Genomic DNA, 22,001 nt, shown 5'->3' on the forward strand with positions numbered 1-22,001 from the left:
TACGTTCGTTCGCGTGGCTGCAGCGAACGTCGTTCTGGACGCTAACCAGCGGCCCGGCGCCTCGGTGGCGATGTCTCGGTCACCGGGAGGTGGGCATAGCAGAGGTCGGCGGCCCGCTGGGATGGCCGGGCCAGCCTGCGTGGTGGAGACGAAGACGGTCAGTGGGCGCAGGCTCCGAGAACACCCATCCGCGCAGCGCGAGGAACCGGAGCACGCCGACGAACGCGCTGACCGCGACCATCAGGATTGCCTGCGGGAGACCGCTCGCTGACGGCAGCCAAAGGTCGAGCAGCGCAAGCGAAATGGTGCTGAGTAGCAGCCCGAGGATCGCGAGCCCGCCACCCTCCCACTGCGCGTGGAACCAGTGAACCCGCGCGGAGGCCTGGAACGTGAGCCTGCGGTGGAGTTCGTTGGCCAGCGCGGTACTGATCAGTGCACCGGCCACGTTGGCCGCAAACGCATCCCAGGAACAGAGCAGGAGGAATACGAGCGCATAAACAATATTGCTCGATCCGCCGACAACGACGAATCGGACGAATTGCGCGAGGACCCCTGCGCCGCGTGTTCGTTCCATCTCCATGCCGAGACAGGGTACACCGATCGGTTTCCGTAGTTTTCGCACGTTAGAGCCCCGCGCTTCGCGGGGTTGCAACAGAAAACCGATCGGTTTACGATGGCGGCGACGGAATAGTGAAGCTGCCGAAGGCTCTGTGGTGTCGCCTGCACCAACGGCGCGCGTTCACGACTGAAGCACGCCTCCGTGGTCAATCATTCCGACCGGGCCCTCACGGTGCCCCGCCCGACACGACAAAGGACACATTGATGCCTGAGCGCAATCCCATCCTGATCACCGGTGCCGCCGGCGAAATCGGTGGCGTGAGTCGCACGATGGTCGACATGCTGCTTACCCAAGGCCACCCTGTGCGCGCATTCGTGCGACGGGATGACGAACGCGCACACTCCCTGCGCCAAGCCGGGGCGGAGGTCTTCGTCGGAGATCTACTCAACATCGCCGACGTGACCACAGCATTGAAGGGTTGCAGTCGCATCTACTTCAGCATGAGCTTGTCGCCCTACTACACCGACGCCGTCACGCTGATGGCCGCGGCGGCGCGAGATCGAGGTGACATCGAGGTCTTCGTCAACATCTCCGAGTACGAGCAGTCCTTCATGACCTTCGAGAAGCTCTCTGCACCAGAGGAAGAACGACGTTCGTGGCTCGGGGGTCTCGTTGCAGATTGGTCGCCGCAGCAACGTGCCCACTGGATCGCAGAGCAGGTTCTGGACTGGTCAGGCATCCCGACCGTCAACGTGCGGGCAGCCATTTTCGTTGAAAACCCCCTCATGACCTGGCTCGCGCTCGGCCCGTTGAGCAACGGTGAACTGCGCCTGCCCTTCGGCGACCAGAGATTTGCACCCATCGCTGCGTTCGACGTGGCGGAACTGTGCGCGAAGATTCTGGTCGACCCTGCACCGCACATCTCGAAGTCCTACGAGCTCACCGGTCCGGAACTGAAGGACATGCACGAATTCGCGAAGGACTACGCGGCCGTGCTGGGACGGGAGGTGATCTACGTTCCCGAAGAGGTCGAAAGCTGGAATGAGACCTACGTGGACAGCGCCCTGGCCGAGTATCCGCACATTGCGGAGCACTTGAAGACCTTGGCCCGGCTGATCGCGGGAGGGGGATACCGTGGCAGCACCGATCAGTTGGAAACCCTTCTCGGGCGTCCGCCGAAGACCGTGCAGTGGGCCCTCGAGAACCATCCGCGCATCCGAAAGCTGGCGTCCACATAGGCCGCTGAGATCCGGCTCGCCGGACTGTTCATCGGGGGGGTGTTCAGGCGACGAGGTTTGCTGCCGCCCAATCCATGTGGGTCTGGATCGCACGGGCGGCCTCATCGGCATCACCGGTTTCGATGGCGTCGACGATGGCACTGTGGCGGCCGACGTCCATGTTGCCGACGGCGCGATCGAGGCCGGCGAACATGATCGACATCCGGATGGACCCTTCGAGGGAGATCCACGAGTGCACCAGTGTGTCGTTACCGGTGAGAGCGCACATGGTGCGGTGGAAGTTCAGATCGGCCTCGATGCGGGCTTCGAGAACGGCGGTGTCCATGACCTCGAGGGCAGCGCGCAACTCCGCGATGACGGTGGTGCGGTCGGCCAGGCCGGCGAGTTCCCGGACCGCCAGCGCCTCGAGTGCGGCGCGAACGGCGAAGATGTCGCGGATCTCCTTGGAATCGAGATGCCGGACATAAAGGCGACCGCGCGCGCCTGCCGTGATCAATCCTTCTTGCTGGAGCTGCCGCATCGCCTCGCGGAGCGTGCCGCGGCTGATCTGCAGCTTCTCGGACAGTTCGGTCTCCACGAGGGGGCTGCTCGGCGCGAGTTCCCCGCTGGTGATCGCGACCCGCAAGGCGGCGACGGCTTGCTGACGGAGACTGGTCTTCTCCAGCCCGAGCAGTGCGGCGGGTTGTCCGGCCATGGTTGCCTCCGTGGGATCTGCGATCAACTGTCGACAAAGGTCTGTTGACAGCAACCTGTTGACAGCCATCGTACGGCCCCCGCCGCCGGGCCTGCGGCGAGGGCCGTACGAGCTGGTCATGCCAGTTCGCCCAGAACCTTGGCGACGATACGGTCCGTGCTGAGGCCGTACCGTTCGTGCAGGGTGGGCAGGGCGCCCGCGTCGAGGAACTGGTCGGGTAGGGCGATCGGCACGATGCGTTTACCGAGTCCGGCAGTGACGACGGCGGCGGCCACGGTTTCGAAAAGCCCGCCGATCACGGTGTGGTTCTCCAGGGTGACCACCAGCCGGTCGGTGTTCACCTCGGCGAGGACGGTCTCGGCGTCGAACGGTTTGATCGTGGGCGTGTGCACGACCGCCACGTCGACGTTGTGCTCGGCGAGTCGGTCGGCGGCCTGCAGTGCGCGCATCGTCATCAGCCCGCTGGTGACGAAGACGACGTCGTTGCCGCCGCGGAGCACCTTCGCCTTGCCGAGCTCGAAGGTGTAGTCGTACTCGTCGAGCACAGTCGCGACCTTCCCGCGCAGCAGCCGCAGGTAGGTGGGGCCGTCGGAGGCGGCGAGTTGCGGGACGGCCTGTTCGATGTCCACCGAGTCACACGGATCGACGATCGTGAGGTTGGGGATGCCACGGAAGATGGCCATGTCCTCGGTCGCCTGGTGGCTGGGACCGTAGCCGGTGGTCAGGCCGGGGAGTCCGCCGATGATGTTGACGTTGAGATTCGGTTCGGCGATGTCGAGGCACAGGAAGTCGTAGGCGCGGCGTGCGGCGAATACCGAGTACGTGGATGCGAACGGAACCAGCCCGGTCTCGGCCATCCCCGCGGCGGCGCCGAACAACAGCTGCTCGGCCATCCCCATCTGGAAGAACCGGTCGGGGAACTCCTGCGCGAAGATGTGCATATCGGTGTACTTGGCGAGGTCGGCGGACAGGCCGACGATGTTGTCGTTCTCCCGGGCGGCTTTCACGAGGGCGTGTCCGAACGGCGCCGTGGTGGTCTTTTGGCCGTCGTCGACGAACGAGGCGATCATCGCCGACGTCTTGAGCTTCGGCTTACTGGCGGTGGTCATCTCAGGCGTCCTTGTCGTTGCAGCCGGCGGCCAGTTGGTCGCGGCAGATCTGCCACTCGTGTTCCTCGATGCGCATGAAGTGCGCCTTCTCCCGGGTCTCGAGCAGGGGCACGCCTTTACCGACCTTGGTGTCGCAGAGGATGATCGACGGCTTGCCGTCGGATTCGGCGGCGGCGTTGTCGAATGCACCCACGAGGGCGGTGACGTCGTTGCCGTCGACGCGCTCGACGTGCCAGCCGCACGCCGCCCACTTCTCGTGTACCGGTTCGGTACTCAGGACGGTCGAGGTTGCCCCGTCGGCCTGCAGGGCGTTGATGTCGACCATCGCGGTGAGATTGCCGAGCCGGTGATGGTGGGCGCCCATCGCCGCTTCCCACGTCGAGCCCTCGTCGAGTTCGCCGTCGGAGAGGAAATTGAAGATGCGGGCGGTGGAGTGCTGGTGACGCAACCCGAGCGCCATTCCGACCGCGATGGTCAGTCCGTGTCCGAGGGATCCACCCGAGATTTCCATGCCGGGGGTGTAGGTGGACATCGCCGACATCGGTAGGCGCGAGTCGTCGGAACCGTAGGTTTCCAGTTCGCTGCGCGGGATGATGCCCGCTTCGGCGAGGGCGGCGTAGTGGCCGATGGCGTAGTGGCCGGTGGAGAGCAGGAAGCGATCCCGGCCTTCCCAGTGCGGGTCGTCGGCGCGGTAGCGGAGTTGATCGGCGTAGACGGTGGCGAAGATGTCGGCGGCCCCAAGCCCTTGCCCGACATACCCCTGGCCCTGCTCCTCACCCATGTCGATGATGTTGTGCCGCATCCTGTAGGCGAACTGCTCGATAGCGGCGATCCGCGATGCTTCACCGGTGGTGGCGTCGGCCGCGGCGGCGGCGGTTGTTGTGGTCACAGGAGTTCCTTTTCCTTGCGGATCGTGTTCGTCGTGCCGGTATTCGTGGTTGTGGTGGGTGCGCCGGCGCTTTTGGAATCGGCGCTCACCACCGCCTCGTCAGCGAGGCGTCGCTCGGTGGGTCCCCAGGTTTCCTTGGTGATCAGCGCTGCCCAGAGTCCGATCAGGGCGTACGTGCTGAACAGCAGCGCCGGCCCCCACCAGCCGAAGGAGACGAACAGCAACGTGGTGACGAAAGGCGTGAAGCCGGAGACCATCGCGGAGATCTGGTACGCGAGTGAGGCTCCCGACGATCGGCGGGCGGCGTCGAACAGTTCGGGGAACCAGGCACCCTGCGCCCCCGCCAGCGAGTTCTGGCAGACGGCGTAGGAGATCACGATGGTGGCGATGATGAGAATGAACACGCCCGTGTTGACCAGCAGGAACATCGGGACACCGAAGAGTGCCGCGAACGCGCAGGACCCGATGTAGAGGGGTCGGCGTCCGATGCGGTCGGTGAGTCGGGCCCACGCCATGGTGGCGAAGATGCCGATCGCGGACGCGATGCACAGGGCGACAAGTGTTTCGGATTTTCCGGCGAGACCCTCATTGTGCAGGTAGGAAATCATGTAGGTGATCGACACCGCGTAGCCCGCGGTCTCGGCAACACGGAGTGCGATGCCGCGCAGGATGTTGCGCCAGTCGTACTTGATGGAGTCGAGCACCGGCGACTTGACGATCTCGCCCTCGTTCTTCACGTCCTCGAAGACCGGCGACTCGGGAACCTTCGACCGAATGACCAACCCGACCATGACCAGGACAATGCTCGCGAGGAAGGGCACGCGCCACGCCCAGTCGCCGCCGAGGTGCACGCTGAACAGGAACACCAGATTCGCGAGTAGCAGCCCGACGGGGAAGCCGGCCTGCACGATGCCGGTGTATTTCCCCTTCGACTTCCATGGGGCGTGTTCGTAGCTCATCAAGATCGCACCGCCCCACTCGGCGCCGAAGGCGAGACCCTGGACGATACGAACCAGAACCAGCAGCACCGGCGCAATCAGCCCCACCTGCGAATAGGTCGGCAACAGTCCGATCGCGAAGGTGGCCAGACCCATCGCGATCAGCGAGGCCACCAGAACCGGTTTGCGGCCCAGCTTGTCTCCGAGGTGCCCGCCGAGTACCCCGCCGAGCGGGCGCGCAGCGAAACCGACACCCAGCGTCGCGAAGGCCGCGAGTGTGCCCGTGACCGGATCGGCACCGGGGAAGAAGGCCGTACCGAAGTACAACGCCGCGGCCGTGCCGAACCCGATGAAGTCGTAGGTCTCGATGACCGCCCCCACCGAGGAGCCGATTGCGACGCGCTTGGCGTCCTTCGTGCCGTGGACAGGACCTCGCATCCTGAGTGTTTCGGTACTCATGGGTGACTCCTCTTCGGGCTGCCGGTTTCTACGATTGCCGCCGATTTGTTGACTGTCAACATTGGCGTCTCAACAGTGTGATGCGAGCCACGTCCATATGTCAACCGTCACCCGATGACGGTTGACTGTTAACAGTTGATCTGACTACTGTGGTGGCAGTCACTTACCGCATCGTCGACCGGTTCCGCCTGTCCATCGCATCACCCGGGAACGGTCAGATTTCCAACAACGAGGAGCGATCATGTCGTCCATCCAGCGCACCGCCGTCGTCACCGGCGCCACTTCCGAGCGTGGCATCGGTCTCGCCACCGCCCGCCGCTACGCCGAAGGCGGCTGGGCGATCGTCGTTCTCGACCTCGACGGCGAGAAGTCCGCGAAGGTCGCCGCCGAGATCGGCAACGAGTTCGGTGTCCCGGCCTTCGGTCACGACATCGACGTCGCCGACGAGAACTCGGTCCAGCGGGCGCACGACGCCGTCGCCACCGAAGTTGCAGGCGGGAACCTCCCCGCCGTAGGTGCGCTCGCGAACATTGCGGGCATCACCTCACCGGTACCGTTCCTCGAGACCACCCTGGAACTGTGGAACAAGGTGATGGCGGTCAACGCCACCGGTACCTACCTCGTCACCCGCGCGTTCTTGCCGACCATGATCGACAACGGCTGGGGACGGGTCGTGAACATGTCGTCGGTCTCCGCCCAGCGCGGTGGCGGAGTTTTCGGTAAGGTGCCCTACTCCTCCGCGAAAGCCGCGATCCTCGGTTTCACCAAGTCCCTCGCACGCGAACTTGGCGACAGCGGAGTCACCGTCAACGCCGTCACCCCCGGCGCGGTCGACACCAGCATCCGCGTCGGCAGCACCGCCGAAACGGAAGCCGCACTGTGCCGCGACATTCCCCTCGGCCGGGTCGCCACCACCACCGAGGTCGCCGCGGTGATCACCTTCCTGTCCTCCGACGACGCCGCCTACCTCACCGGAACCACCGTCGACATCAATGGCGGCAGCCACCTGCACTGAGTTGGCGGGCGTGGCAACGGGGTATCGCTCGACGTCACACAGCAGATGGTCCGTGTTCTGCCGAACGATGCCCCCGTGCGGTGAACCCACTGCGGCCATTGGACCCAGATCGCTACCTGTCCGGTCTGTCCCGCAAGGGTCAAGCCGGCTCAACGCCCGGTGTCGCTTTCAGGATGCCGACCCACTAGGGGCCGGCAGGCACCGGACCCCCTATTTCGTGCTGCTCGAGACAACGGGGCTGGGGTCCATGAAGATCAGGTACTCGGTCACCTTGTTGTTCTCGACGCGGGTGCGCGTGACGGCCGGGAGCGTGAAGGATTCACCGTTCTGCAAGGTGTAGGTGACCTCCACCCGGAGCGCGGCGACGTTGCCTTCCGACCATTCTTCGATGATCTCGTGGCGCATCGACACCACAGAGGTCAGGTACTGCGCTACCCAGGCTTGGATCGCGCTCTTCCCGATGACGGGGGCGTTGTTTCCCATCCGGAATACGCAGTCGTCGGAGAAGAAGTCGAAGAACGCTGCGATGTCGGTGTCGGCGGCTTCGAGGAGTTTACGGGTGGTCTCGACCTCGGTCGTGGCTGTGGTCATCGAACTCTCTTTCTCTGGTGATGTGAAGGGATGGCCCCGCACTGTGTGGGGTCGATCTGGACTCGAGATGCCACGTTCGGAGAGCGGTCTATCGCCCTCAGGCCCAGTGCACGGTCTCTTCCGAATCGAGTCTGGGCAGACGCTCGATCCACGGATTCTCGCCGGGGTGCCCGATGTTGACGACCAGGATGGACCTCCAGGAGGTTCCGGACAAGAATTCGGTGTCTATTCCTGCCGGATCGAAGCCGGCCATCGGCCCGGCCGCCAAACCGGCGGCACGGATGGCGAGGATGAAGTACCCCGCCTGCAGGGCGGCGTTGAAGTTGCCGGTGCGCTCGCGCAGCGCGTCGTTGTCGGCGAAGTCGTCACGGATCTGTGGCCGGATGGGCAGCAGCCGGGGCAGGTGCTCGTGAAATTCGCTGTCTACCGCGAGAATTGCGGTGACGGGGGCTGACGCCGTCTTCTCACGGTTTCCCTCGTCGAGATGATCGAGCAGTCGGCGGCGCGCGGCGTCAGTGCGGATGAAGTACACGCGCATCGGCTGGGAGTTCGCTGCCGTAGGCGCCCAGCGGGTCATTTCCCAGATCCGTGCGAGTTCGTCGTCGCTGACCGGGGCCGGGGCGAAGTTGTTGACTGTTCGTGCGCCCGCGAACAGCAGGTCTCTGGCGGCGTCGTCGAGATGTTCGATCGTCGAATTGTTGTTCACCGGTGCTCTTTTCCTCATCCTTTGCAGGCGGTGGTGCGGGAACGCGGATCGGGTGCTGTGCGGTTGCTCGATTGCCCCTCCCGAGCCTCGACCGCGGTTCGAGCTGGCGACCGAGGATCGTGATGAGGTGGTAGCAATCCGGTCAGAGGAGCGGATCGGCGACAGGAAGGTCGAGGGTGAACCGACCAATGGTTTCCGAGGCCGTATCGATGTCGAGGAATGCGTGCACCGACAGCACGGACAGGTCACGGAAGAATCGCTGGATCGGTGCTGAGGTCCGGTACCCGTCCCCACCGATTCCGCGAACCATGTCGTGGAGGGCGTTGCGGGCCAGGTCCGCCAAATATGCTGCCTTGAGCTTCATTTCGGCACGATCGCGGGGGTCGGACTGCTCAGGTCGCTGCGCGGTGAGGCGCTCGAAGAAGGCGTCGAGGAGGGTTTCGGCGGCGTCCGCCGCGGCCAGCGCCCGGCCGAGGCGCATCTGGGCGGCCTGCTTGCCGGAGGCCTTCTCCTGGCTGATTGTTCCCTGCCGGTCCTTGGTGCGCTGGACGAACGCGTCCGCCGCACCGCGTAGCGCACCGACGACGACCGGGGTGACCTCGGCCATCGCGAACGGCAGGAAGGGCAGGTGGTACATGGGATTGGGGTGGATCAGCTGCCCGGGAGCGGCACCGGCGAGTGCGAGGGCGAACGGCCCGGTGCGGTACTCCGGGACGAACACGTCCTCGACGCTGATGTCATTGCTGCCGGTTCCGGACATGCCGGCGATGTACCAGGTGTCGAGGATCTTGACGTCCTCGCGGGGCACCAGGAACCACAACGGGGTCGGGGCGCTGCCCTCCTCGAACACCACACCGGCGAAGGTGAACCACTCCGCGTGCACCGAGCCGGAGTTCCATGCCGTCTGCCCGGAGATGCGGTAGCCGCCGTCGACCTTCTGCACCTGCCCGAGCGGGGCCGCGGTACCTGCGGTGAGGGTGTAGGGCTTGTCGGCGAACACCTCTCGTTGGGCCTGTTCGGTGAAGATGTTCACCCGCCAGGCTGCCCCGATGTAGAAGGAGGTGACCCACCCGGTCGACGGACAGACCGCGCTGATGGTGCGGACGATATCGGCGGCGACGTCGAGTCCGAGTTCGAGTCCGCCGTACTCCTTGGGGGTCAGCGTGGCCAGGATTCCCGAGTCGATGAGGTCGGTGATCGTCTCGTCGAGGGGAGCACGGTTCTCCTCGGTCTTCTGTGCGCGTTCGGCTAAGGCAGGTACCAGGGCGTGCACCCGGTCCATGAGTTCGGTGCGGGTGATGTCCATTGTTTCCTCCGATGTGTGGGGTGGTGTTTCTCAGCTACTGGGGCGATCGGCGTACCTTTGGCAATGCCGAAACCGCGCCTGAGGTGTGTCGATGCCGGCTTGGTCGGTGTGCGTGTCGCGCACGGCACGGCGGGACGTCAGCAAAAGGTGCCCTCGGGGTCCGGGCCGGCGACGAGAGTGAGCCCGTACCGGTCGGCAAGGATCTCGGCATCGTCTCGATCGCCGACGTCTGTCGGGTCGGCGATGCCGTCGAGGTCGGCGAACACCGCGCCCGAGTACTGAGTTGCCGCCGCGTCGGTGAGCACGAGGGCGACTGACGCGGTGGTCGCGCAGATCCGAAACTCTATGGGTGTCACGCGAACCGGGATCAGGTGCCCGGGCCTGGTGAGATCGCCTGGTTCCGTGGCCGGGTCGGCGAGGATGCGTGCCGTGCGCGCCCGGTCGGCGCCAGAGATCCCGGTGGTGATGCCGGCGGCGGCGTCGACGGTGACACATTGGCCGTGGCCGAGCGTGGAGCTGGCCCGAACCGTGGGGGTCGCTTCCGGCAGTACGAGACGGTCACAGGTCCGTTCGTGCAGCGCTACCTGCAGGAATCCTGTGGTGTGGCGGATCAGGAAGGCCATCTGCTCGGTGGTCGCGGCGCCGGCGCACCCGACGAGCACGACGCGGCGGTGATGGCTCAGGATGATCAGCTCGCCGGCGGCGAGGGCGCGACTACCGGCTGCGATTGCCGACCATGACCGATAGTGCGTGGTGCGGGGCGCTAACGAGGTCGTCATGGCATGCCTTCCTTTGCAGGTTATTTCGGTGGTGCTGTCGAAGTGCTCTGGCGGCGGCGTAATCGAGGCCGGTAGTTATGCGGATTCGAGCGCCGAGTGCGTGCCGAATACGCGGCGGTGATAGGTGAGCGGGTCGCTGTAGTTGTTCTCTGCCGCAACGACGTTGCCGAGCACGACCACATGGTCTCCGCCCTCGACGAACTGCTCGACGTGACAGGCGATCCAGCCGGCGGCGCCGGCGATTCGGGGAAGTTCGTGGTCGAGGTCCCACCGGACGCCATGGAACTTGCCTACTCCGCCCTTCCTCGCGAACTTCAGCGCGGTGCCGTGCTGGTCGCGGCCCAACACGTTCAAACCGAACTTCTTCGATGCCGTGATCAGTTCGAGCGTCTCCGATCCGCGGTCCAAGGAGACCAGGACCATTGGCGGTGTCATCGACAAGGAAGTGAAGGCGCTGACGGTGGTGCCGAAGGGTAGGCCACCGTCCATGGAGGTCACGACGGCGACCGGAGTGGCCACGTGTGCCATCACATTTTTGAACGCTTCCTGGACAGGACTCGAGGGGGTATGCATGGTAAATCTTCCTTCTGTCGACTGCGGCTCTCAGCGCAACGAACCGTGGAATACGAGCGGGACGGGACGGGTGCCGCTGGCCTTCGGGCTTTCACCACCCGCTGTGTTCTACACCACAAGTAGATCGCATAAGTTGCCCAGATCGCACTACTGCAGAGCCCAGCGTTGTCGCCGACTTTTGGTTTCTGGACCAGTCGGGTGGCGGGTTCGGCCTATCGACCTACGATCGCTCCCACTGAGCGATGGGGGTGTCTCGGAGCCACTCATAAATGCGGAGCGCGGCACGCAGGTCCGTGGTCGATTCACCGGGGGGCGTGCACAGGCTCAAGGCCTTCTGCACTCGATAGGTCACCGTGTTCTTGGAAATATGCTCTGCCGAAGCAACTTTGGCCAGACTGTGGTCCATGTCGAGATAGAGGCTCAAAGTCGACCGCAGGTCGGCCATCCGGGGGTCTTCACCGGCGAGCGGGCCGAGCAGGCGGGAGGCGAACTGCACCGCGGCTTCCGGGTCGGCGAGCAGGAGCACTTCCAGACCGATGTGCTCGTGAGCGGTGGTGGTGGGTGGATGGCCCGAACGGAGTCGAACCAGTCGCTCGACGGCCCGGGCCTCGAGGTGGCTTCGGCGGAATCCTTCCATCCCGGAGCCGAGTTGGCCGGCGACGACGAAGGTGTCACCGAAGTCGGGTAGGGAGGAGGTCAGGGCTCGGGTCGGATCCGGGGTGATCGCTCCCCACGCCCAGATCGCCTGGAGGCCGATGGGTATCACCAGTGTTGCTGTCGGCGTTCCCCAGTGCCGGAGCACCGGGTCGACGACGGCCCGCAGGTCGTGGCTCGAGTGCGGACCGCTCCACGCAATGATAGCCACGTGGTGCCCACCGAGTGGGTAGCCGAGGACCTGTTCGGCGTGGCCGAGTTCGATGGGGTCCGCAGCGATGATCTTGGTGGCGAGGTCGAGCCGGGCCGCCGACACCCCCGCTGCCCACGCGCTCTGCTCATCGAGGAAGGCCGCGGCGGCCACCCCGGTGAAGTCGTCGAGCACCTCGAAGAGGAGCAGGGAGATGCGACGAATCTCGGCGCCGCTCTCGGTCGGCACCACCAGCCGGGTGGCTCCGTCGAGAAGTGCGGCCGCCAAAACGGCATACCCGACGCGGATGGTCCGGAGCAGATCGTCGAGCTCCATACCCCGGCGGGCGAAGTCTCTGGCGATGTCCTCCACCTCGGCACTGGCCAGAGTGGGTTCCGACTCGCCGATTCCCGCGACTAGGGTCAGTGCCCGAAACGCGGTCGCCGTGGTGGCTCGCCGAATCGCGTCCAGGGGTGGCGCTCCGTCGCCCATTGCAGGGACTTTCCGAGAGATTTTTGCGGCAATGTCCTGGCCGACTTCGACGGCCCAGGTCACCGCGCCGTCGCCGAGGACGGCTCGAACGCGTTCGGCGTCCGGGCTGAGCCACTCGAGCTCCGATTGCGGGGCGCGTGTTCCCGCAAGTTGACCAGTCCAGTGCGGCACCCGACATCCTTTCTACCGCCTCAACGCTACAGCGAACACATCTCCCGAATTGGGCTGTGAACCAATTTCCCTCCAACTTCCTGTTGCCCAGCCACTAGCCATCCGCGACCGATTCTCGTGAAAATGGGAAGACCACAACGTGACGGGGACCACAGCAATGTGTCTCTGTGAGGGGTTCGCGGCAACGCGAGCTGTTGTCAAACATTGCCCGGTAGGAATCCACCATAGCTGTGGAACGGCATTTCGAATCCGGGTGTCACACATCCCTCGCGGTCACCCGACCGTGATTGGAATCGAAGGAGTCAACGATGACCGCCACCCCCAAGTTCGCGCACGTCGTCTTGCAGACGAGCCGGTTCGAGGAGATGCGCGACTGGTATTGCACCGTGCTGGATGCGCACGTGGTCTACGAAGGGCACGGACTGTGCTTCATCACCTTCGACGAGGAGCATCACCGGGTCGCGCTGCTCAGCGCCCCGGTTCAGCTCGAACCCCGCAATCCGGGTGCGGCGGGCATGCACCACACCGCATACACCTTCGACGCTCTCGAGGATCTTCTCGATCGGTACGACTCGTTGAAGGAGAAGGGCATCGAGCCGAAGGTGCCCATCCAGCACGGCGTCACGACGTCCCTGTACTACCAGGATCCGGACGGCAACTTCGTCGAGCTGCAGATCGACAACTTCACCACGCCCGACGAGGCGACGGCGTACATGAACGGCCCCGAGTACGGCAGCAACCCGGTCGGCGTGTCGTTCGTCCCGGAGCGGATGCGCGAAGCACTCGCCCAGGGCACTCCGGTTTCGGAGATCACCACCCACTCCTGGGCTCTGCAGACCAGCCCGGACCTGCCCGACCCGATGGCGGCACTGACCAGCTGAGCTGATCGCGCTCAGCCCGACCCAGCGGCACTCCACTCTCAACTAAGGACTTTTTCTCATGCGCGTGGCAAACCAAGCCGGCCGACTCCAGGTCGTGGCGGGCGGGATCGCCGTCGACGTCGAGACGGCCAGCGGGGGTCGTTTTTCCGCCGAACCCCAGCAGATTTTCGACCGGTGGGACGAGTTCACCTCATGGGCAACCACGGTGGACTTCACCGACGGAACACCGGTGGTCGAGTCCGAGCTGGGTGCTCCGGTTCCCCGGCCCGGCCAGATCTTCGCCATCGGCGTGAACTATGCCGATCACGTCGAGGAGTCCGGGCTGACGCTGCCCGACGCTCCGTTCGTGTTCACCAAGTTCCCCGCGTCGATCACCGGCCCCTATGACACCATCGAACACCCCGGCGGCTCAGTCGATTTCGAGGTCGAACTCGTGGTGGTCATCGGCAAGGAAGCCCGACACGTCCCCGTCTCCGAGGGCTGGAATTATGTTGCCGGGCTTACCCTCGGCCAGGACCTGTCCGAGCGGGACCTGCAGCTGTCCGGTCCCCCACCGCAGCAATTCGGCCTCGGCAAGTCGTTCGCCGGATTCGCCCCGATCGGACCGGTGCTGGTCACCCCCGACGAATTCGAGAACGCCGACGACATCGAGGTCAGCACGATCCTGTCGGGCGAGCTGATGCAGAACTCGCGCACCCGGCACCTGATCTTCCCGATCCCGGTCCTCGTGTCCTACCTGTCGTCGATTCTGCCGCTGCGCCCAGGCGACCTCATCTTCACCGGCACCCCGTCGGGTATCGGCTTCACCCGCGACCCGAAACGGCTCATCGGCGTCGACGACGAACTCGTCAGCCGGGCCGACACCATAGGCGAGATGCGCCACCACTTCACCGCCGCAACCCGTCCACACCCACTCACCACCGTTTCCAGGAGCACCAGCCATGTCTGACATCACCGTTCCCGTCCTCATCGTCGGCGGAGGCGGGTGTGGACTGACCACCTCGATCCTGCTGTCCGAGCACGGCATCGACCACCATCTCGTCGAGCGGCACACCAGCACCTCGCACCTGCCCAAGGCCCACTACCTCAACCAGCGCACCATGGAGGTGCTGCGCCAGGTCGGGGTCGCGGACTCGATCTACGAGGTCGGCACCCCACCGAAGAACATGGGCAAGACCCGGTGGGTCACCTCGCTCGGCGGCGACGGTGAACTGGACGGGCGCACCCTGTACACCCTCGAATCGTTCGGCGGTGGACGACTCGAGAGCGCCTACGCGGTCGACAGCCCGTGCCCGTCCACCAACTACCCGCAGATCCGGCTCGAACCCCTCTTGCGTGAGCACGCGGAGAAGCGGGCACCGGACTCGATTCACTTCGGCCGCGAACTCGTCTCGTTCGAGCAGGACGAGAACGGGGTCCACGCGGTCGTCTTGAACCGCGACACGCAGGAGACCTACACCGTCCACGCCCAGTACATGGTCGCCGCGGACGGCGGCAAAACCGTCGGCCCCGAACTCGGTGTCAAGATGGAGGGCCCCACCGGGATTCTCGACATGGTCAGCACCCACTTCACCGCCGACCTGTCGCAGTGGTGGGAGGACGACGTCCTGATCACCTGGCTGCTCAACCCCGAGGGCGCCGGGTCCTGGAACAGCGGTGCCATGGCCGCCATGGGCACTACGTGGGGCAAGCATTCCGAAGAATTCGTCCTGCACTTCACCTTCCGCCCCGACGATCCGGCCCGGTTCGACGAAGAAGCGATCGTTCCGCGGCTGCGCGAACTCCTCAAGCTGCCCGACCTCGAACTCGAGGTGCACAAGGTCAGCCACTGGATCCTCGAGGGCGTCCTCGCCGACAAGTACCAGGTCGGCCGGATCTTCCTCGCCGGTGATGCCGCCCACAGGCACCCGCCGACCACGGGTCTGGGCCTGAACACCGCCATCCAGGACGCCCACAACCTGGTCTGGAAGCTCGCCGCGGTGCTCGAGGGTGACGCCGCCCCTGCCCTGCTCGACACCTACGAGCCCGAACGCCGGCTCGTCGGCATGCGCAACGTCGACTGGGCCATGTTCACCTTCCTCAACCACATGGTCGTCGACGCCGGCCTCGGCCTGATCCCCGGTCAACCGCTCGAGGCCCAGATCCAGGTGTTCCGGGACTACTTCTCCGACACCCCGATGGGCGAAACCCGCCGCGCCCGTGCGGCCGAGGTGATCAACACCCAGCGCACCGAGTTCCAGGCCCACGACCTCGAAATCGGCTTCGCCTACCGCGACGGGGCCCTCGTCCCGGACGGCACCGAGGCACCGCCGCGCGACCCGATGGGGCACAACTACCACCCAACCACCCGCCCCGGGCACCGCCTCCCGCATGCGTGGCTCGAGCACGACGGCCGGCAGATCTCCACCCATGATCTCACCGGCAAGAACGCGCACTTCGTGCTCATCACCGCCGGCGACGGAGCCGCCTGGTCCGACGCCGCCCGGTTGGCCAAGGACAAGTTCGGGGTCCAGATCAAGGTCGCCCAGATTGGCGACGGTGCCGACTACACCGACCCCACCGGCCGCTGGGCCGAGCTCCGCCAGATCGACGACACCGGCGCGATCCTGGTCCGCCCGGACAACCACGTCGCCTGGCGCGCCGCCGGCGGCGCCGCCGACCCCGCCGACGAGCTCACCCGGGCCCTCGGCACCGTGCTTGCACGCTGACACCACCGCACGAAACCCTCCCGCCACGGGCAGTCCAGGGCAACGTCGTCTGCCCGTGGCGGGGGGAGCCGGAAAGGACGCACCAATAATGACCGCGCCAGGACGTGAAGTGTTGTGGACCCCGCCACCAGAGCGGGTCTTCGCCTCGAACATGAGCCGGTACCAACGATGGCTCGCGGCGGAGAAGAACGTCTCCACCACCGACTTCGACTCGCTGTGGTGTTGGTCGATCAGCGACCTCGGGAAGTTCTGGCTCTCGATCTGGGAGTACTTCGACGTGATCGCCTCGGCGCCGCCGCAGACGGCGCTCGCCGACCCCAAGATGCCCGGGGCGCGGTGGTTCCCCGGCACCCGGCTGAACTGGGCCGAAAACCTGCTTCGCCATACCGATCAGGCCGGGCCCGCAATCATCTCGGTCGACGAAACCGGGACCACCGGCGAACTCTCGCGGGCCGACCTGGTCGCACAGGTCGCCAACCTCGCCGCGCACTTCCGGAAGATCGGGGTGCGCCCTGGCGACCGGATCGCCGCGATGCTGCCGAACATCGCGCCCACCGTCGTCGCGGTGCTCGCCGCGGCCAGCGTCGGTGCGGTGTGGTCGTGTTGCGCACCGGATTTCGGTGCGAAAGGACTGGTCGACCGATTCGCGCAGATCGAGCCGACCGTGCTGATCGGGGTGGACGGCTACCAGTTCAACGGTAAACGCGTCGACCGCCGGGACGTCTTCGCCGCCCTGTTGGACCAGCTCCCGACCGTGCGGCACGCCATCATGGTCGACAATATCGGCCTGCCCTACGAGGGGGAGCACCGGCAGAGTATCGCCGACTACGCCGACCTCGTCGACGGGGACGCCCAACCCGAGTACGAGCAGGTGCCGTTCGATCACCCGCTGTGGATCCTGTACAGCTCCGGCACCACCGGCCTACCCAAGGGCATCGTGCACTCGCACGGCGGAATCCTCCTCGAAGCCCTCAAAGCCAACGCCCTGCACTACGACCTCGGCCCGGAAGATCGGGTATTCATCGCCGCCAGCACCGCCTGGGTGGTGTGGAACATGCTCGTCGACGCCATGGTCACCGGCGCGACAATCATCACCTACGACGGCAGCCCCACTTTCGGGCGGCCCGATCACCAATTCGAGATCTGCGCCCGGTACGGGGCCACCCGATTCGGCACCGGTGCCGCCTACCTGACGTTGTGTGAGAAGGCCGGCACCCAGCCCGGGACCGATTTCGACCTGTCGGGGTTGCGGTCGATCATGTCGACCGGTTCCCCGCTGCCGGACAGCACCTGGCGGTGGATCTACGACACGGTCAGCAGCGAAGTTCATCTGGGCTCGGACAGCGGCGGCACCGATGTGGCCACCGGCTTCATCGGAGCCAACCCGCTGAGCCCGGTGCGGACCGGCGAACTTCAGGGCCCCTATCTGGGGGTCGACGTGCAGGCATGGACCGAGACCGGTGAAGCGGTCGTCGGGGAGGTCGGGGAAATGGTAATCACCGCACCGATGCCGTCGATGCCGATCTACTTCTGGAACGACCCGGACGGGATCCGTTACCGCGACGCCTACTTCGAGGTATATCCCGGGGTCTGGCGGCACGGCGACTGGATCACCATCGAAGCCGACGGCGGCTGCGTAGTTCACGGTCGATCGGACTCGACGATCAACCGCGGCGGGGTCCGGATGGGATCGGCCGACATCTACCAGGCCGTCGAAGCGCTTCCCGAGATCGCCGAGGCCCTCGTGATCGGTGCCGAACTCCCCAACGGGGGCTACCACATGCCGCTGTTCGTGGTACTGCGCGACGGATACGACCTCGACGAGGCACTCGTGGAGAAAATTCGAACCACTATCCGCCGTGAGGCTTCACCTCGGCACGTCCCGGACGAAATCTTCGACGTGCCGGCGATTCCCACCACCCGCACAGGCAAGCGGCTCGAAATCCCCGTCAAGAAACTGATCCAGGGTGTCCCTGCGGAGACCGCGATCAACCGGGCCACCGTCACCGACACCGACGCCCTCGACTGGTACATCGACTACGCGGAGCGGTTTGCGCACCACCGCGCCGGAACCTCCACGCTCACCTGAGGGCTGGTCTCCGAGGCAGGTGCCTCGGCGGCCGCAGAACAGACGTGAACATGCCCGAGCCGGCAGTTTTCAGGGCGCGATCGGGTCGAGTGCGCGCAGCGCGATCTGTTCGTTGTCGTCGAGGTGCCGCCGTGTCGCTGCGGCGACCTTCCTCATATTGCGGGTGCGTACGACGGTGAGTATCTCCGAATGCGCATGTCCCCGCCGCTCGTGCTCGTCCGGATCCGCCTCACGGCCCGAGAATGCCAGCCGGACATACCGTTCGGCGGCGTGCCACAGGCCGTCGAGCACGCGCAGGTCCCATGCGGTGGCGGCGGGCCGGAGCAGCTCGTAGTGGAAGGAGTGGTGTGCCTGGTAGATGTCGTCGAGGTCGAGGCTCTCGTCGCCGAACACGGCCACGTAGCCGTCGAGGCGACGCAAGTCGGAATCGTCGAGCATTTTGCAGGCGCGCCCGGCGATTTCCGGTTCCAGCTGCCGTCGTAGCCGATAGATACCGTGCAGGTCGTCGTGCGAAAGCGGGGCGACCATCGCGCTTTTCCCGGGGCGGGTCACCACCAAACCCTGCGCTTCGAGCTCTTTGAGTGCTTCCCGGACCGGGATGAAACTCACCCCGAGCTGCCCGGAAATTTCCCGCAGCGAGAACGTCTGTCCCGGACGGAGTTCACCGGAGAGAATCGAGCGCCGGATTTCCTTGGCGACCTGTTCGGGAACGGAGGTCGGAGTCAGCGACCGCACCAGCGGTTGCGGGTTTCTCGTGCTCGTTGTCACGACCACCTCCGTCTCTTCAACATCGCGTCACCCTTCAATGGCATGTTATAACACCGGGTCCGCGCAGGTCCGGGCGTGGATCGACCGGTGTCAGTCGATGAGCTTTTCGACCAACGGCGCGATCCGGTAGTCGACCATCTCGCGCATGACCAAAGCGGTGGTGGTGCGTTTGACCCCCTTGATTCCGAGGATGTCCCCCGCCACCCGATACAAGTCGTCGGCGTCCCGGACGGCGACGTGGATGAGGAGATCCGCGACACCGCTGAGGCCGAGGACTTCGAGCACCTCGGGAATGCCGTCGAGCGCCGCCCCGACACGAGCCAGTTTGCGCTGGGTGACGTTGGTCAGGATGTACGCCTGCAGGGGGTAGCCGAGGATCGCCGGGTCGACGCGGCGCTCGAATGTGCGCAGCGCGTGCGAGTCGTCGAGCTTGCCCATCCGGGCCTGAACGGTGTTGCGTGAGAGTCCTATCCGGTCCGCCAGGGCGATAGTCGTGGCCCGCGGCGACTCGGCGAGCGCGAGCAGTAGCCGGGCATCGATCTGGTCCGCTTTGTGCGTGCTTGGCATTTTGCCAATTCCACCTTTCCTCGAGTGCCCCGCCGGTGTGCATTCTGCTCATTCTCGGCACCGACTATTGCGCAGGCGGCAAATACCTGATCCACTGTTATAACAGGTGGGCGGCGGTCAGACCAGACCAGCACCGCCGCATTTCCGAAACCGCATCCGACCGCACGCACCCGTCACCGGTCGAGCGGATTGCTCCTCGGCCACCCCGTCGGAGCTGTTCTTGTAGTTGCGCTCGTCCGCAGCGATTCGCACATGTGAGGAAAGAGAATCCGATGCACAACACCCTGCCCGTCGCCCCCGGGACCGCGACCCGCGTCGCAGAAGCCGGCGGTTCGGTGGACCTGGAGACACTCGAAGCGATCCAGCAGCGAGTGTTGTGGCTTTCCACCTCGATGATCCATCACGCCAACCGGATCCGGCCCAATCCCACCGGCCTGAAGGTCGGTGGTCACCAGGCGTCCTGTGCGTCGATGGTCTCGATCATGACCTCGCTGTGGTTCGAACAGCTCCAACCGGGTGACCGGGTGTCGGTCAAGCCGCATGCCTCCCCGGTGCTGCACGGCATCAACTACCTGCTCGGTGAACTCGACGAAAAATATCTGACCACCCTGCGCGAATTCGGCGGCCTGCAGTCCTATCCCAGCCGGTCCAAGGACCCCGACACCGTCGACTACTCGACCGGCTCGGTCGGTATCGGCGCCACCGCCCCGATCTGGGGGGGCCATGGCCCGCCGCTACGTGCAGACCACCACCGGCGGAGCAGGCACCGGGCGTCAGTACTCGCTGGTCGGAGACGCCGAACTCGACGAGGGCGCGGTGTGGGAAGCAATCCTCGATCCCGGCATCGCCGACCTGGGCGAGGTGGTGTGGATCGTCGATCTGAACCGGCAGTCCCTGGACCGGGTGATCCCGAACATCGCCGCGAACCGGTTGGAGAAGATGTTCGACGCCGCCGGGTGGCAGGTGATCACCGTCAAATTCGGCAAGCTGCTCGAAGAGTTGTTCACCCGCCCCGGTGGGCAGGCGCTGCGCACCCGGATCCTGGACATGCCCAACCCGGAGTACCAGCGGTTGCTGCGGTGCAGCGCCGACGAGGTTCGCACCCGACTGCCCGGCGACGGCCCCGGTAGCTCCGAGATCAGCGGCCTGATCGCCGGCCTCGACGACGCCACCCTGATTGCGGCGATCCGTAACCTCGGCGGTCACGACCTGTCCGCGCTGACGGCCGCGTACCGGCAGATCGACGACACCCGGCCCACGGTGATCATCGCCTACACCATCAAGGGCTACGGGCTGCCCACCCAGGGACACCCGCAGAACCACTCCTCGCTGCTGTCGGTCGAGGAATACGCCTCGCTCGCCGCCGATCTGGGCATGGACCCGGTCAATCCGTGGGGCCGGTTCGCCGCCGACTCCGCGGCGGGAAAGCGGTGCGCGAGCAACGCGGAGCGGCTGCGCCGGGACCCGGTCCCGAATGCGCCCGCGCTGACGATTCCCACCGACATCGGCCGCACCCCCAAGGGCACCGCCACCACCCAGGCCGCGCTCGGGCGGGTGCTGCTGGATCTGACCCGCGAAGCACCCGATGCCGCGAAACGGGTGGTCACCGTCAGCCCGGACGTGAGCTCGACGACCAACCTCGGCGGGTGGGTCAACAAGGTCGGCGTGTGGTCCGCGGCCGAGCGTCGCAACTGGTTCGACGACGACCGCGAGACCATCATGCACTGGAATGAGCGGCCCACCGGGCAGCACATGGAACTCGGCATCGCCGAAACCAACCTGGTCGGGCTGATGGGTGAACTCGGCGCCACCTGGAGCCGGTGGGGACAACCGCTGTTCCCCATCGGAGTGATGTACGACCCGTTCGTCGAACGCGCCCTCGAACCGTGGTCCTACGGCATCTACGCGGGCGGCCAGTCGATTCTGGTCGGTACCCCCTCCGGTGTCACGTTGGCCGCCGAAGGCGGTGCGCACCAGTCGATCAAAACCCCGTCGATCGGCCTCGAGCAGCCCGGGTGCATCAGCTACGAACCCGCGTTCGCGATCGACACCGAGTGGACCCTGCTGGCCAGCATCGGCCGGCTCGGCCGCCCCGACGGCACTTCCGCGTACCTGCGGCTGTCCACCCGCCCCGTCGATCAAACCCTGGCCGCGGTGCCCACCGACCCGGCGGCCCGCGAACGCCGCCGCCGGCAGGTGGTGGCCGGCGGGTATCCGCTGGTGCGCCGGGATGGTGCCCAGGTCACCATCGTCGCCATGGGCGCGATGATCACCGAAGCCCTCGCCGCCGCCGATCGCCTCGCCGAACAGGGCATCCCGGCCGACGTCGTCTGCGTCACCAGCCCCGGGTTGCTGTTCGAAGCGATCCAGGCACGGCAGGGTCGCGGGCCCGGTGACAGCTGGATCCTCGACCAGCTCTTCCCCGCCGATCGCGCGACCCCGATCGTCACCGTCCTCGACGGGCACCCGCACACCCTGGCATTCCTCGCCGGCATCAACCACGTGCGCAGCACCTGCCTCGGGGTCAGCAAGTTCGGGCAGGTCGGCTCCCTCGACGACGTCTACCGCTACCACGGCATCGACACCGACAGCATCGTCCGCGCCTCGCTCGACATCCTCCCCTGA

The 22,001-nt window shown here is 65.7% G+C and carries 19 protein-coding genes and 1 pseudogene; 7 read left to right on the forward strand and 13 right to left on the reverse strand.

Annotated features, from left to right (window positions below):
• Positions 1–79: 79 nt before the first annotated feature.
• A complete protein-coding gene (locus R4P95_RS23000; protein ID WP_213575005.1) occupies positions 80–580 on the reverse strand; it encodes a GtrA family protein in 501 nt (166 codons plus the stop codon).
• A gap of 242 nt (positions 581–822) precedes the next feature.
• Between R4P95_RS23000 and R4P95_RS23005 the strand changes: the two genes are divergently transcribed.
• Positions 823–1,797 carry an NAD(P)H-binding protein gene (locus tag R4P95_RS23005; protein WP_213575007.1) on the forward strand — a complete coding sequence of 325 codons (975 nt, stop codon included), beginning with the start codon at positions 823–825 and terminating at the stop codon, positions 1,795–1,797.
• A 43-nt stretch (positions 1,798–1,840) separates the two neighbouring features.
• Here the strand turns inward: R4P95_RS23005 and R4P95_RS23010 are convergent, their stop codons facing one another.
• The 4 genes from R4P95_RS23010 to R4P95_RS23025 all read right to left on the reverse strand — a co-directional run bounded on the left by R4P95_RS23010 (position 1,841) and on the right by R4P95_RS23025 (position 5,886).
• Positions 1,841–2,491, reverse strand: coding sequence for a GntR family transcriptional regulator (locus R4P95_RS23010; RefSeq protein ID WP_213575009.1), 651 nt, complete (start codon positions 2,489–2,491; stop codon positions 1,841–1,843).
• A 116-nt stretch (positions 2,492–2,607) separates the two neighbouring features.
• Positions 2,608–3,600: a transketolase family protein gene (locus R4P95_RS23015; protein ID WP_317745391.1), complete on the reverse strand. Its 993-nt coding sequence runs from the start codon at positions 3,598–3,600 to the stop codon at positions 2,608–2,610.
• A 1-nt stretch (position 3,601) separates the two neighbouring features.
• Positions 3,602–4,489, reverse strand: a complete 888-nt coding sequence (locus tag R4P95_RS23020) for a transketolase (RefSeq protein WP_213575013.1) — start codon at positions 4,487–4,489, stop codon at positions 3,602–3,604.
• Positions 4,486–5,886 (reverse strand): MFS transporter, encoded by a 1,401-nt coding sequence (locus tag R4P95_RS23025; RefSeq protein ID WP_213575015.1) that lies wholly within the window; start codon positions 5,884–5,886, stop codon positions 4,486–4,488. The genes R4P95_RS23020 and R4P95_RS23025 overlap by 4 nt, the downstream gene beginning before the upstream one ends.
• A 241-nt stretch (positions 5,887–6,127) precedes the next feature.
• On the opposite strand from R4P95_RS23025, the gene R4P95_RS23030 reads away from it, so the two are divergent.
• Positions 6,128–6,901: an SDR family NAD(P)-dependent oxidoreductase gene (locus R4P95_RS23030; RefSeq protein WP_213575017.1), complete on the forward strand. Its 774-nt coding sequence runs from the start codon at positions 6,128–6,130 to the stop codon at positions 6,899–6,901.
• Positions 6,902–7,111: 210 nt separating this feature from the next.
• Here R4P95_RS23030 and R4P95_RS23035 read toward each other — a convergent pair whose 3' ends face one another.
• The 6 genes from R4P95_RS23035 to R4P95_RS23060 all read right to left on the reverse strand — a co-directional run bounded on the left by R4P95_RS23035 (position 7,112) and on the right by R4P95_RS23060 (position 12,363).
• A complete protein-coding gene (locus tag R4P95_RS23035; RefSeq protein WP_213575019.1) occupies positions 7,112–7,492 on the reverse strand; it encodes a nuclear transport factor 2 family protein in 381 nt (126 codons plus the stop codon).
• Positions 7,493–7,589: 97 nt separating this feature from the next.
• Positions 7,590–8,216 carry a malonic semialdehyde reductase gene (locus R4P95_RS23040; RefSeq protein ID WP_213575021.1) on the reverse strand — a complete coding sequence of 209 codons (627 nt, stop codon included), beginning with the start codon at positions 8,214–8,216 and terminating at the stop codon, positions 7,590–7,592.
• A gap of 124 nt (positions 8,217–8,340) precedes the next feature.
• Positions 8,341–9,504: an acyl-CoA dehydrogenase family protein gene (locus R4P95_RS23045; RefSeq protein WP_317745392.1), complete on the reverse strand. Its 1,164-nt coding sequence runs from the start codon at positions 9,502–9,504 to the stop codon at positions 8,341–8,343.
• Between the two features lie 137 nt (positions 9,505–9,641).
• Positions 9,642–10,283, reverse strand: a complete 642-nt coding sequence (locus R4P95_RS23050; RefSeq protein ID WP_317745393.1) for a 3,4-dihydroxy-2-butanone-4-phosphate synthase — start codon at positions 10,281–10,283, stop codon at positions 9,642–9,644.
• A 75-nt stretch (positions 10,284–10,358) separates the two neighbouring features.
• Positions 10,359–10,856: a flavin reductase family protein gene (locus tag R4P95_RS23055; RefSeq protein WP_317745394.1), complete on the reverse strand. Its 498-nt coding sequence runs from the start codon at positions 10,854–10,856 to the stop codon at positions 10,359–10,361.
• A gap of 220 nt (positions 10,857–11,076) precedes the next feature.
• The gene (locus R4P95_RS23060; RefSeq protein WP_213575029.1) at positions 11,077–12,363 is read right to left on the reverse strand and encodes a PucR family transcriptional regulator; all 1,287 of its coding nucleotides are present in this window, start codon (positions 12,361–12,363) and stop codon (positions 11,077–11,079) included.
• 308 nt (positions 12,364–12,671) lie between these two features.
• On the opposite strand from R4P95_RS23060, the gene R4P95_RS23065 reads away from it, so the two are divergent.
• From R4P95_RS23065 to R4P95_RS23080, 4 genes are all read left to right on the forward strand, one after another.
• Complete coding sequence (locus R4P95_RS23065; protein ID WP_317745395.1) at positions 12,672–13,244, forward strand: VOC family protein; 573 nt, start codon at positions 12,672–12,674, stop codon at positions 13,242–13,244.
• Between the two features lie 58 nt (positions 13,245–13,302).
• Entirely contained in the window at positions 13,303–14,193 is an 891-nt protein-coding gene (locus R4P95_RS23070) for a fumarylacetoacetate hydrolase family protein (RefSeq protein WP_213575033.1), read from the forward strand.
• Positions 14,186–15,952: an FAD-dependent monooxygenase gene (locus R4P95_RS23075; protein WP_317745396.1), complete on the forward strand. Its 1,767-nt coding sequence runs from the start codon at positions 14,186–14,188 to the stop codon at positions 15,950–15,952. The genes R4P95_RS23070 and R4P95_RS23075 overlap by 8 nt, the downstream gene beginning before the upstream one ends.
• 88 nt (positions 15,953–16,040) lie before the next feature.
• A complete protein-coding gene (locus R4P95_RS23080) occupies positions 16,041–18,041 on the forward strand; it encodes an acetoacetate--CoA ligase (protein ID WP_317745397.1) in 2,001 nt (666 codons plus the stop codon).
• Between the two features lie 69 nt (positions 18,042–18,110).
• Here R4P95_RS23080 and R4P95_RS23085 read toward each other — a convergent pair whose 3' ends face one another.
• Positions 18,111–18,809: a GntR family transcriptional regulator gene (locus R4P95_RS23085; RefSeq protein ID WP_317745398.1), complete on the reverse strand. Its 699-nt coding sequence runs from the start codon at positions 18,807–18,809 to the stop codon at positions 18,111–18,113.
• Between the two features lie 90 nt (positions 18,810–18,899).
• A complete protein-coding gene (locus R4P95_RS23090) occupies positions 18,900–19,376 on the reverse strand; it encodes an Lrp/AsnC family transcriptional regulator (RefSeq protein ID WP_317745400.1) in 477 nt (158 codons plus the stop codon).
• A 272-nt stretch (positions 19,377–19,648) separates the two neighbouring features.
• Between R4P95_RS23090 and R4P95_RS23095 the strand changes: the two are divergent.
• Positions 19,649–22,001, forward strand: a pseudogene (locus tag R4P95_RS23095) (transketolase-like TK C-terminal-containing protein).

The organism is Rhodococcus sp. IEGM 27, from assembly GCF_033142305.1.
Classification (GTDB): Bacteria; Actinomycetota; Actinomycetes; order Mycobacteriales; family Mycobacteriaceae; genus Rhodococcus_F; species Rhodococcus_F oxybenzonivorans.